We start from the raw sequence: 12377 nt of genomic DNA on the forward strand, positions 1-12377 counted from the left end.
GAATAGCAAGGCCCGTCAGGGCTTGATGAGGCCACCCTGATAGTCGAGTTGATAGACCACGCGCTCACCCATTCGGATGCGTTCGACACCGAGGAAACTGCTGTAGTCCCCGACCGACTGGTCGACATATTCTCCGAGCGGGTGCAGATAGGTGAAGCCGCCGAGAAAGCGCTTTTCCTGATAAAGGGCCGTCAGAGCCTGCTTGATGACGGTGCCGGCCCGCCCGCCGTCGAAACGCTCGGCATCGAGGATGCGACCATAATAGTTCATGGCCCAGACCGGGATCTCGTCCTGCCAGACCACTTCTTGGCCGAGAAAATCGGTGCCGCCAAAATGGCTGTCGAGATAACGAAAGCGTCCGCGCTCATAGGAAATGTCCTTGGCGCCCGCACGGCTTGCCGAGGGGGCAAGGACCTTGCCGCTGACATAGGTCACGGCCTTGGCTTCAATGATGAAACGCTCCAAAGCCTCCACGGTCGCCTCCCTTATGTCGGAACATAATGAGAACGTATTGGCTTCGGGCCGGCCCGGCAACCCTAGCAACGCAGGGGTTGCGACGGTTTCAGAGGATCATTCCGCCGGAACCTGGGCGGCCAGCCGATCGGAAAGTGCTTTCACGAGGGCGCCGGCATCATAGGGCTTGCGCACGACAGGCACGGACAGCAATTCCTCTGGAACAGAGGAGCGATCATCGTAACCCGTGGCAAAGACGAAGGGAATGCCCCGACGTATGAGCTCCAGGGCGACGGGCACCGATGTGTCGCTGCCAAGATTGATGTCGAGGATTGCGATGACCGGGGTGAAACTCTTGAGGCGGTTCAAGGCGTCGCTGCTCGAGCTCGCGGTCACGATATTGTCGATGCCGGCGTCGGCGAGCATCATTTCGGCATCCATGGCGATCAGAACCTGGTCCTCAACCAGCAGGACCGGTATTCCGGCGATGCTGGTCGGATGACTGGCCACTTCGGCCTCGGCATGCGGGTTGGGTTCTTCGCTCACGGCTTCAGCCTCCCAGCTCAGAAATCGGCCTGGCAGCCGGAACTCTGCATCCAGTCCCTCGGAACGATAATCGACCCGGCTCGTGCCGCCAAGGTCGTAGGGAATGCTACGCTCGATGAGGGCTGAGCCAAAGCCCTTGCGGCCGATGGGGCCAATGGTCGGTCCGCCGCTTTCGCGCCAGTGCAGTCGGCAGTCACCGTCTCCGGTTTCCTCCCAGGAAATGGAAAGCGAGCCACCGTCGCGCGAAAGGGCGCCGTATTTTGCAGCATTGGTGCACATCTCGTGGATGACCAGTGCTGCCACGGCATGGGCCCGGGCGTCGAGCGTGACGGAGGGGCCGTTCACCTCGATCACGCTACGACCAGCGCGATAGGGCAGGAGCTCTGCCTGCAGAAGGTCGTTCAGCGTGCCGCCACCACCACCCCGCGTCAGCTGGTCATGGGCATGGGACAGCGCGTGGATGCGGCCGCGCAGCGAGCCGATATAGTCCTGGATCTGCACTTGGTCCTGCGAGGGCGCCGCCACCAGCGACTTGATCACGGCCAGGATGTTCTTCACCCGGTGGTTCAGCTCCTCGTTCAGCATGCGCTGGCGCACGTCGGACTTGTTGCGCTCCTCCTGCATCAGCTCGTTGTGACGCAGCACGATCTCGACGGTCGCCGAACGGATCGCTTCGGCAATCTCGAAATCGCTGTCGCGCCACGGCGTCGCCTGGCGCTGAACCGTTTCTTTCCACAGGGCAAAGCTCTTGCGTGGGGTCAGGCGGTCGCCAAGCGGGCCTGTCTCATAGGACTTGTCCGGATTGCCGGCCCAGTCCAGCGTCTGCAGGCGCTCCTTACGGAAGAAGAAGATGTAGTCGCGCGGCAAATGCGAGACGGGAACCGCCATGACGCCGGAAACATCTTCGAAGAAAGCGGCGGCTGGCGGGTACTCCTCAGACAGCGCCTTTGTCGACCATATACGTCCATCTGCCACCTCGGCGATGAAGCGAGTGAAGTCTTCCTCCGCGCCCGGCGGCAGCGTGCTGCCGATGGCCGTCCAGCGGCCATTCATCAACAGGCCGACGCCGTCACAGGCGAACAGTGTCTGGAACTCGGGCAGAGCGGCGGTGAGGATGTCGTCGAGATCGGAGCGATGCGAGGCCGCCTGGAGAAACCTGTCCAGCGAGCGCCGCGCCTCGTTGGAGATATCCAGCTTGCGTTTCTGCTTCAGCGCCAGAAGATGGAGCGAGAAAAACTCGCCGAACATTTCTGCCGCGATGCGCTCGGACATGGTCAGGGTCTTGGGCGCATAGTGATGGCAGGCGATCAGGCCCCAGAGCTTGCCGTCGACGATGATCGAGATCGACATGGAGGCCGAAACGCCCATGTTGCGCAGATACTCGCAGTGTATCGGCGAGACGCTGCGCAGGTGGGCGAAGGAAAGATCGAGTGGCGCTGCCCGTTCTTCAGCCTGCGGCAGCAGATCGACGCGCAGACCCCTCGCATCCGAAATGACGCGGATCGGGTTCTGCATGTAGAGGATGCGCGCCTGGCGCGGGATATCGGTCGCCGGAAAATACTGGCCGAGAAAACTCTCCAGATCGTGGCGCTTGGCTTCGCTCGCGACCTTGCCCGATCCATCTTCCTCAAAGCGGTAGACCATGACGCGGTCGTAGCCGAGCACGGTGCGAACCAGCTTGGCGGATGCCGAAATCAGCAGATCGATATCGTTGATATCCTTCACTCGTCCGATCATCTCACGGGCGAGCTGCAGCGGCTGGGTGCGTCGGAACGAGGGCTCGAATTCGAGGATGGCTCCCTGTTTCTGGCGATGGACCGCGATATCGAAGTGTTGCCCCGTCGGCAGGCGCATATGGGCGATCACTGCCGGGCGGCTGGCTTCGGGTGCGGCGGCCACGGCGTTGCGGATGTCATGGATCACGTCCTCGCCGAGCAGATCGGCAATCCAGAGCCCGTCCATCGGTCCCTCAGCGCCCAGCATTTCCGGAGCATTCGCCGAATAAAGCCGGATCGAACTTATGCCGGGGTCGCAGGCAAGGAGACATCCGTGCGGCTGGATGGAGCCGGGGATGTGGATGGGTTCGCGATCACAATTGGTGAGGTCTACGGATGGAACGTTCTGCATTCAGGGCGCTTTCGAAGGCACTACGGGCATAGTCGAAAGCGGTGTTTGCCCAACTCGCAGCGGCTCGGTTGTCGTATACACGCACGTTCTCCATATGCTCAGTCAACGCACGCCAGCTGGAAAAGTTCCGTGCTTGAGAAAAAAGATGTCGCGCGCCGAAATCGGCCGAAAGACCGAGTGTTTCCGCGCGCTTGGCGAGGAGGCGGGCGCCGAGCGCCGAACCTTCCAGAACATAAAGCAGCCCGACGATCCCGTCGCCCTCCGGGGGCGTGAACGCCGGCTGGTTGGTTGGCGGGCGGGTGTTCAGGTCGGAAAGATCGGCCTCCAGCTCGGCATGGACACGGTGAGGCTCGTAGCCCTTGAGGTCCAAAGGTAGTTCGATCTCGGAGAGCCAGGCTTCGACCGGCATGCGGAATGCGGCGATACCGGCCAGATAACACTTGTAGTCATCGAGGGTCCGGAAACTGCCGACGAGGCTATCGAGCGCCGCATGAGCGTCGGCAGTCGCCTCTTTGAGAGCAGTCCGACGGGGCGGGAAATCCATTGCAATCCTTTCTAGACACGCCCCTCTATATCGGTGGTGTTTTGATCTGTACAACCCTGAACTTGTAAGGCTGCGATCGGTCCGCCATACGTGTTCCCTCTTTTACCCCCCGACCTACGTCAAACGACGTATACGGTTTTGCACTGCGGCATCGGATAGTCCCCTTCAGCAACGGTTAACACTCTTTAACCGACCGGTTGCGACCAAGAAGAGGGGATCACAACAATGTCCATGAAGATGAAACTGACAGGCGCGCTTCTCGGCGCCATGCTGTCGACCACAGCTTTCCATGGCGCATTCGCGCAGGAAGAGACGATCAAGATCGGCGTTCTCCACTCGCTGTCGGGCACGATGGCGATCTCGGAAACGACGCTGAAAGACGCCATGTTGATGTTCGTCGAAGAGCAGAACAAGAAGGGTGGCGTTCTCGGCAAGAAGCTCGAAGCCGTCGTCGTCGACCCGGCTTCCGATTGGCCGCTGTTTGCGGAAAAGGCCCGCGAGCTGATTGAAAAGGACAAGGTCGCGGCCGTCTTCGGTTGCTGGACTTCGTCTTCGCGCAAGTCCGTCCTGCCGGTTTTCGAAGAGTTGAACTCGATCCTCTTCTACCCGGTCCAGTACGAGGGTGAAGAATCCTCGCGCAATATCTTCTACACCGGTGCTGCTCCGAACCAGCAGGCAATCCCGGCCGTTGACTACCTGGCCGAAAACGAAGGCGTCGAGCGCTGGGTTCTCGCAGGTACCGACTACGTCTATCCGCAGACGACCAACAAGATCCTCAAAGCCTATCTGATGTCCAAGGGCGTTGCCGAAGCCGACATCATGATCAACTACACGCCGTTTGGTCATTCCGACTGGCAGACGATCGTCTCCGACATCAAGAAGTTCGGCTCGGAAGGCAAGAAGACCGCCGTCGTTTCGACGATCAACGGTGACGCCAACGTTCCCTTCTACAAGGAACTGGGCAACCAGGGCATCAAGGCCGAAGACATCCCTGTCGTCGCCTTCTCCGTCGGTGAAGAAGAACTCGCCGGCCTCGACACGGCACCGCTCGTCGGCCATCTCGCCGCCTGGAACTACTTCCAGTCCGTCGATGCCCCCGTCAATGCCGAGTTCATCGAGACCTGGCATGCCTTCACCAAGAACGACAAGCGCGTGACCAACGACCCGATGGAAGCAGCCTATATCGGCTTCCAGGCCTGGGTTGCTGCTGTCGAAGCTGCCGGCACGACCGAAACCGACGCGGTTCTCGATAGCATCATCGGTGTTGCCGTTCCGAACCTGTCTGGCGGCACCTCGACCGTCATGCCCAACCACCACATCACCAAGCCGGTGCTGATCGGTGAAATCCAGGCCGACGGCCAGTTCGAAATCGTCCAGCAGACCCCGTCCGTTGTCGGTGACGAATGGTCGGATTACCTGCCCGACTCCAAGGACCTGATCTCCGATTGGCGCAAGCCGATGGAATGCGGCAACTTCAACGTCGCCACTGGCAAGTGCGGCGGCAAGGGTAGCTGATAACAGCCTTCTCCCACCTCCCCCTTGAGGGGGAGGTCATCGCGGAGCGATGGGTGGGGGTGGTGTCATTCAAGGTCTCACTTCACCCCGAACCTTCAGTTCGACCCTCCTCCTCAAGGGGAGGGTGTTCGCGAACCGCCCATAGCGGAACTACTCCTTCTCCCCGTTCGCGGGGAGAAGGTGCCGGCAGGCGGATGAGGGGCTTTTCAAGCTCCGCCGCCCCGCCAACCGGGGGACAACAGAATGCTTATCCGTTTCATCACACTGCTCTTCATCTTTTTCAGCTTCGCCGCGCCGTCCATGGCGCAGAGCGATGCCAAGGACCTGCTTAACGCTCTCGGCAAGGCCAATTTCAAGCAGGCCGAAGAGCTGCTCGGCCAGATCGCCGCCACCGGCGATCCGCGTGTCGTGCCGGCACTCGAAGCCTTTGCCGAAGGCGATCTCTATCTGCGCAAGTCGGACAATCAGGTGGTCATCACCAAGGCTGCGGGCAGCAATCTCGCAGCCATCGATCCCCTCTCGGGCGAGACGATCGCCGAGGAGCCGAAGGGCGCCTTTACCAAGATCAGGGTCAACAACACTCTGCGCCGCGCCATCCGATCGGCCTTGGGCGGGCTCACACTGCTCAGCCCCGACCGCAGCGTCCGGCTGGCAGCAGCCCAGGCGGTGCTGCAGTCGCCGAGTGCGGAAAATCTCGACCTGGTCGAAACGGCCCTTGCCACGGAACAGGACTCGCAAGTCAAGGCGCGCATGGAAGAGGCGCGGGCCGTCTCCGTGCTCGCCTCCGACCGCTCGGTTGATGAGAAGCGTGGGGCGATCGAGACTGTCGCCTCGCTTGGCGGACGAGAAGCCATCAGCATCCTGATGTCTGTGTCGTCCACCCTCGACGAAAGCCTCAAGCCCGATCTCGACTCGGCGATTGCCAAGATCGAGAACAGCCTGCTGTTCTGGGATATGGGCCAGAATGTCTGGTACGGTATCTCGCTCGGCTCGGTGCTGCTGCTCGCCGCCATCGGCCTTGCCATCACCTTCGGTGTCATGGGCATCATCAACATGGCGCATGGCGAGATGGTGATGATCGGCGCCTATTCCACCTTCATGGTGCAGCAGGTGATCCGCACCAGCTATCCTGGACTGTTCGACTGGTCGCTGGCGATCGCGCTTCCCGTCGCCTTCCTGGTGACGGCCGCGATCGGGCTTGTCATCGAGCGCGGCGTGATCCGCTTTCTCTATGGCCGACCGCTCGAAACCCTGCTGGCCACCTGGGGCATTTCCCTGATCCTGCAGCAGACCATCCGCACGATCTTCGGCCCGACAAACCAGGAAGTCGGCAACCCGTCATGGATGTCCGGCTCGTTTGCGCTGGGTGGTTTGACGATCACCTGGAACCGCATGTGGATCGTGCTCTTCTCGCTCACCATCTTCTTTGCGCTTCTGGCGCTGATGAAGCGCTCCGCCTTCGGCCTGCAGATGCGCGCCGTGACCCAGAACCGCCGCATGGCCTCGTCCATGGGCATTCGCACGCCCTGGGTTGATGCCTTCACCTTCGCGCTCGGCTCGGGCATCGCCGGAATTGCCGGTGTGGCACTCAGCCAGATCGACAATGTCTCGCCCAACCTTGGCCAGTCCTACATCATCGACAGTTTCATGGTCGTGGTCTTCGGCGGGGTGGGCAATCTCTGGGGCACGCTGGTCGGAGCACTTTCGCTCGGCATCCTCAACAAGTTCCTCGAACCCTCGGTCGGCGCCGTGCTCGGCAAGATCCTCGTGCTCGTGCTGATCATCCTCTTCATTCAGAAACGACCGCGCGGCCTGTTCGCGCTTAAGGGAAGGGCGGTGGAAGCATGATTACCGGCTTCATTCTGCGCGCACTCGAAGGCAAGATCCTCATTGCCGCCGGCATCCTCGTCGCCTTCGCATTGCTCATTCCAGCGCTCAACCTGCTCATGCCGCCCGACAGCGCGCTTCATGTGCCGACCTATGTCATGTCACTGCTCGGCAAGTATCTCTGCTACGCGCTGCTAGCGCTGGCGCTCGATCTCGTCTGGGGCTACTGCGGCATCCTCTCGCTCGGCCACGGCGCCTTCTTCGCGCTCGGCGGCTATGCGATGGGTATGTATCTGATGCGCCAGATTGGCTCCCGCGGCGTCTACGGTGATCCCATCCTGCCGGACTTCATGGTTTTCCTGAACTGGAAGGAACTGCCCTGGTTCTGGCATGGCATGGACATGTTCCCCGTTGCCATGGCGATGGTGCTGATCGTGCCCGGCCTGCTCGCCTTCGTCTTCGGTTGGTTTGCTTTCCGGTCCCGCGTCAACGGCGTCTATCTCTCGATCATAACCCAGGCGATGACCTATGCGCTGATGCTCGCCTTCTTCCGCAATGACATGGGCTTCGGCGGCAATAACGGCCTCACCGACTACAAGGAGATCCTCGGCTTCTCCGTCCAGGCGGATGGCACGCGCGCGGTGCTCTTCGCGCTCTCGGCGATTTTCCTCTCGCTCTGCCTGGTCATTGCGTCCGGCATCACCCGCTCGAAATTCGGCAAGGTGCTGGTCGGGGTCCGTGATGCGGAAAGCCGCGTGCGCTTCCTCGGCTACCGTGTGGAGAACATCAAGCTCTTCACCTTCGTCGTCTCGGCGATGATGGCGGGCATTGCCGGTGCGCTCTTCGTGCCGCAGGTCGGCATCATCAATCCCGGCGAATTCGCGCCTGCCAACTCCATCGAAGTGGTCGTCTGGACGGCTGTCGGCGGGCGCGGGACGCTGATCGGGCCGATCATCGGGGCAATTCTCGTCAATGTCGGCAAGAGCTACTTTACCGGTGCCTTCCCAGACCTCTGGCTGTTTGCGCTGGGCGGCCTCTTCATCTTCGTCACGCTGTTCCTGCCCAAGGGCATCGTCGGCACCGTCCAGGCCTATCTTGCCAAGCGCAAGGACTATGCCCGCGAGGCGGACAAGGATGCAGCCAACACCGACGTGAAACCCCAATCGGCCCCCGTGGCTGCGGAGTGATGTGATGAGCGACCAGACCACGTCCAGCCTGCTCTATCTCAACGGCGTCTCCGTTTCCTTCGACGGCTTCAAGGCGTTGAACTCGCTCTCCTTCATCGTCGAGCCCGGGGAACTCCGAGCCATTATCGGCCCGAACGGTGCCGGCAAGACGACGATGATGGACATCATCACCGGCAAGACCCGGCCGGACAGCGGCGAGGTCTTTTTCGATGGTGGCAAGATCGACCTCACCAAGAAGGACGAGGCCGAGATTGCCCAGCTCGGGATCGGCCGCAAGTTCCAGAAGCCGACGGTGTTCGAAAGCCATACTGTCTGGGACAATCTGGAGCTGGCGCTGAACCGCAAGCGCGGTGTCTTTGCCACGCTGTTCTACAGCCTGTCGTCCGAGGACAAGGCGCGCATCGAGGAGATCCTGGAGACGGTACGCCTGACCCATCGCAAGGATGAACTCGCCGCCAACCTTTCGCATGGACAGAAGCAGTGGCTGGAGATCGGCATGCTGCTCGCCCAGGAGCCGAAGTTGCTGCTCGTTGACGAACCCGTTGCTGGCATGACCGATGCCGAGACGGCGGAGACGGCCATTCTCCTCAAGGAGATCGCCAAGACCCGCTCTGTCGTCGTCGTCGAACACGACATGGGCTTCATCCGCGACCTCGGCGTCAAGGTGACGTGTCTGGCGGAAGGATCGGTGCTGGCGGAAGGCTCGATCGATTTCGTCTCGAATGACCAGAAGGTCATAGAGAACTATCTGGGGCGGTGATCGCTCACCGTCCCCTTGAGGGGGAGGGTCGGCGCAAGGCGCCGGGGTGGGGTGACCGGTCGTACAAGGATCAACCCCACCCGCAGCTTCGCTGCGACCTCCCCCCTCAAGGGGAGGTCGGAACATGACAACGGGGGACAAACCCATGCTGACAGTCGAAAACGTCAATCTTCACTATGGTGCCGCCCAGGCGCTGCGCGGCGTCTCGATCAATGCCGAGATGGGCAAGATCACCTGCGTGCTCGGCCGCAACGGGGTGGGCAAGTCGTCGCTCTTGCGCGCCATCACCGGCCAGCATGCGGTGTCGGCGGGCACGATCACCTTCAACGGCCAAAAGCTCAACGGCATGGCGCCGTTCAACCGGGCGCGGACCGGCGTCGGTTATGTGCCGCAGGGTCGCGAGATCTTTCCGCTCTTGACCGTCAGGGAAAACCTCGAGACCGGCTATGCGCCGCTGGAGCGCAAAGACCGCTTTATCCCGGATGATATCTTCGCGCTCTTCCCGGTGCTGGATACGATGCTGTCGCGGCGCGGCGGCGACTTGTCCGGTGGGCAGCAGCAGCAGCTGGCTATCGGGCGTGCCATGGTCACGCGGCCGAAGATCCTGGTGCTGGACGAACCGACCGAGGGCATCCAGCCGTCGATCATCAAGGATATCGGTCGGGCGATCCGCTACCTGCGCGACACGACCGGCATGGCGATCCTGCTGGTCGAGCAGTATCTCGATTTCTGCCGGGAGCTTGCCGATCACGTTTACATCATGGATCGCGGCGAGATCGTGCACCAGGGTGCTGCGGAGACGCTCGATACGCCGGAGGCGCGGCGTCACCTGACCGTGTAATTTTGCAAGACAGGGTTGATGATTTATTAGCGAAGTCGGGTTGATGCTGGGGACACGCGTGGTATTGAACGCGCATCTGCGAACAGAAGGCACATCCATGACAACCAGCACGGTATCCCACCGCGCTCGGACGGGCGTATTTGCTCGTGCGGTCGCGGGGCTCTTTCTCTTCGGCTTCTCGGCCGTTGCTGCTGAGGCGGCCACTTGCGGCAGCCCGATCGAGCCCGGCCAATATGGCCTCACTTTCCAGTCCGGTGGTGTGGAGCGCGAGGCGATCTATATCGTTCCGTCGAGCTATTCGGGCAAAAAGAAGGTTCCGCTGGTTCTCGACTTCCACGGCTCCAACAGCAATCCCAAGGTCCAGCTCGGCCGCAGCCACTGGAACGAGGTTGCCGAGCGCGAAGGCTTCGTCGTTATGGCGCTGGCCGGCAGCCTGAAGGGCGAATTGCCGAACACCTATGCCTGGAACGTGCCCGGTGTCACGGCGGGTGAGGGCGCGGATGAGTCCGCCGCCATTCGTGAGGCGCTGAAGATCGCAAAAGATAAGCTCTGCATCGACGCCACCAAGGTTTACGCCTCGGGCTATTCCGGCGGCGGGCGCATGCTGTCACAATATATCTGCAATGGCTTCGGCGATTTCGCCGCTGCCGGCTTCGTCATGGGCTTGCGCGCCGGCACACCGGTCGAAGAAAACGGTGTCTGGCAGCCGCGGCGGGAAAGTTGCCAGCCGAGCCGGCCGGTCTCGATCATCGCCTTCTCGGGCAAGAAGGATCACGTCAATCCGTTCGAGGGCGGTGGCCGAGCCTACTGGCGTTATGGCGGTGAAGTGGCGCTCAACCGCTGGGCCGAGCTGAACCGCTGCGAGACGCGGGCCAATCTCGAGACCGGCGAGAATGCCGACGTGGCCACCTATGCAGGCTGCCGGGCAGGCACCAGCGTGGTCTCCTATGTGATTGCCAGCGCCGACCACGCCTGGCCGGCCCGCACGGTGCGCTTCCGCCTCGCCTCCAATGGCGACAAGGCGATCCGCGAGGTTGATGCGACCGATAGAATGTGGGAGTTCTTCAAGGCCTCGGGCGGCGAGATGATTGCGACAGTCGCGGTCGATGCTGCCTGCGGCGACAAACAGAAAACCGCCGGGATCAGCGATGGCGGGCAGGGGACAAGGTGCAGCCCATCCAGCAAACCAGACAGCAACGCGCCGTTGGTGTCGGACGACTTGTAACGAAGTCGCTCGGCGGGCGCACGCGCATCGCCGAGCTTTATCAGGAGGGGGCGGCGAAGATCCGCCTACCTGAGACCTTTAGCGACGAGCTTGAGGCCGTCATCATCAATACCGCCGGCGGCATCACCGGCGGTGACCAGTTCGACTGGAATTTCAGGGCCGGTCCCGGGTGCTTCCTAACCGCGACCACACAGGCCTGCGAAAAGATCTACAAGGCTTCTGCCGGTACCGGCCAGATCACCACGCGCATCGAGGTGGGCGAGGGTGCCCGCATGCACTGGCTGCCGCAGGAAAGCATTCTCTTCGACAACGCATCGCTGACGCGCCGGCTGGAGGTCGACCTCGCCGAGGACGCCGAATTCTTGGCCGTCGAGGCGATCCTGCTCGGGCGCAAGGCCATGGGCGAGGCGATGACTGCCGGTCTGGTTCGCGACCGCTGGCGGATCCGCCGTGGGGGTCAGCTATTGCATGCCGAAGAGCTGAAGCTCGATGGGGATGTCGCTAACCTCGTAACATCTCCGGCGGTGTTGGCCGGGCGCGTTGCCTTTGCCACGCTGATCCTCGTCAGCCCGCGTGCTGAAGCGCTGATCCGCCCAATTCGTGAGCATATCGGTGAAGAAATGGGCGGCGTAAGTCATTGGCAAGGCAAGCTTGTTGCCCGTGTGGCTGCCTCGGACGGCTTTGCCTTGAGAAAAATCCTGTTGCCCGTCATTTCGGCCTTGCGCGGGGGCGCGTCTGTGCCAAAAGTCTGGAATCTCTGACGATCACGCCATTGGAGCACGCATGAATCTGACGCCGCGGGAAAAGGACAAACTGCTGATCGCGATGGCCGCCATGGTGGCCCGTCGTCGGCTGGAACGGGGCGTGAAGCTCAACTATCCGGAAGCGATCGCGCTGATCACCGACTTCGTCGTTGAAGGTGCGCGTGACGGCCGCATGGTGGCGGATCTGATGGAGGCGGGCGCCCATGTCATCACCCGCGACCAGGTGATGGAGGGCATTGCCGAGATGATCCACGACGTGCAGATCGAAGCGACTTTCCCCGACGGCACGAAGCTCGTGACCGTGCACGAACCCATTCGCTGAGGACTTGGACATGGCGCTGGAACTTCGACCCAATTGCGAATGCTGCGACAAGGATCTGCCGCCCGAGAGCCTGGCGATGATCTGCAGTTTCGAATGCACCTATTGCGCCGATTGCGCCGAAACCACGCTTGCCGGCATCTGCCCGAATTGCGGGGGTGAATTGGTTCGACGGCCGATCCGTCCTGCCGCCAAGCTTGCCAACAATCCGGCGTCGACCAGGCGCGTCCTCAAGGCCGAGGGTTGCCAGCCCTCGCGTGCTGCCTGAA

Annotated in this window: 12 protein-coding genes; 9 read left to right on the forward strand and 3 right to left on the reverse strand. The window is 61.7% G+C overall.

All coding sequences use genetic code 11. The features are described from left to right. Positions 1 to 15 precede the first annotated feature (15 nt). From BW978_RS08975 to BW978_RS08985, 3 genes are all read right to left on the reverse strand, one after another. Complete coding sequence (locus BW978_RS08975) at positions 16 to 465, reverse strand: DUF5680 domain-containing protein (protein ID WP_083697562.1); 450 nt, start codon at positions 463 to 465, stop codon at positions 16 to 18. A gap of 105 nt (positions 466 to 570) precedes the next feature. Continuing rightward, complete coding sequence (locus BW978_RS08980; protein ID WP_076394225.1) at positions 571 to 3126, reverse strand: HWE histidine kinase domain-containing protein; 2556 nt, start codon at positions 3124 to 3126, stop codon at positions 571 to 573. Then, positions 3089 to 3670: a biliverdin-producing heme oxygenase gene (locus tag BW978_RS08985; RefSeq protein WP_076394227.1), complete on the reverse strand. Its 582-nt coding sequence runs from the start codon at positions 3668 to 3670 to the stop codon at positions 3089 to 3091. Before BW978_RS08985 ends, BW978_RS08980 begins: the two co-directional genes overlap by 38 nt. Before the next feature lie 225 nt (positions 3671 to 3895). On the opposite strand from BW978_RS08985, the gene urtA reads away from it, so the two are divergent. The 9 genes from urtA to BW978_RS09030 all read left to right on the forward strand — a co-directional run bounded on the left by urtA (position 3896) and on the right by BW978_RS09030 (position 12376). Continuing rightward, positions 3896 to 5185: an urea ABC transporter substrate-binding protein gene (gene urtA, locus BW978_RS08990; RefSeq protein ID WP_076394229.1), complete on the forward strand. Its 1290-nt coding sequence runs from the start codon at positions 3896 to 3898 to the stop codon at positions 5183 to 5185. Positions 5186 to 5428: 243 nt separating this feature from the next. Further along, a complete protein-coding gene (urtB, locus tag BW978_RS08995) occupies positions 5429 to 7033 on the forward strand; it encodes an urea ABC transporter permease subunit UrtB (RefSeq protein WP_076394231.1) in 1605 nt (534 codons plus the stop codon). Next, positions 7030 to 8199, forward strand: a complete 1170-nt coding sequence (gene urtC / locus BW978_RS09000) for an urea ABC transporter permease subunit UrtC (protein ID WP_076394233.1) — start codon at positions 7030 to 7032, stop codon at positions 8197 to 8199. The genes urtB and urtC overlap by 4 nt, the downstream gene beginning before the upstream one ends. Before the next feature lie 4 nt (positions 8200 to 8203). Next, positions 8204 to 8959: an urea ABC transporter ATP-binding protein UrtD gene (urtD, locus tag BW978_RS09005; protein WP_139330403.1), complete on the forward strand. Its 756-nt coding sequence runs from the start codon at positions 8204 to 8206 to the stop codon at positions 8957 to 8959. A 145-nt stretch (positions 8960 to 9104) separates the two neighbouring features. Continuing rightward, on the forward strand, positions 9105 to 9800 hold the full coding sequence (urtE, locus tag BW978_RS09010; RefSeq protein WP_076394237.1) for an urea ABC transporter ATP-binding subunit UrtE: 696 nt from the start codon (positions 9105 to 9107) through the stop codon (positions 9798 to 9800). 97 nt (positions 9801 to 9897) lie between these two features. Continuing rightward, complete coding sequence (locus BW978_RS09015; protein WP_076394238.1) at positions 9898 to 11025, forward strand: CE1 family esterase; 1128 nt, start codon at positions 9898 to 9900, stop codon at positions 11023 to 11025. Next, positions 10968 to 11786, forward strand: coding sequence for an urease accessory protein UreD (locus BW978_RS09020; RefSeq protein WP_076394239.1), 819 nt, complete (start codon positions 10968 to 10970; stop codon positions 11784 to 11786). Before BW978_RS09015 ends, BW978_RS09020 begins: the two co-directional genes overlap by 58 nt. A gap of 22 nt (positions 11787 to 11808) precedes the next feature. Beyond that, positions 11809 to 12111, forward strand: a complete 303-nt coding sequence (locus BW978_RS09025; RefSeq protein ID WP_054148370.1) for an urease subunit gamma — start codon at positions 11809 to 11811, stop codon at positions 12109 to 12111. A gap of 10 nt (positions 12112 to 12121) precedes the next feature. Further along, positions 12122 to 12376, forward strand: a complete 255-nt coding sequence (locus BW978_RS09030) for a DUF1272 domain-containing protein (RefSeq protein ID WP_076394240.1) — start codon at positions 12122 to 12124, stop codon at positions 12374 to 12376. Position 12377 lies beyond the last annotated feature (1 nt).

Source organism: Rhizobium sp. RU33A (assembly GCF_900156055.1).
Lineage (GTDB): Bacteria > Pseudomonadota > Alphaproteobacteria > Rhizobiales > Rhizobiaceae > Allorhizobium.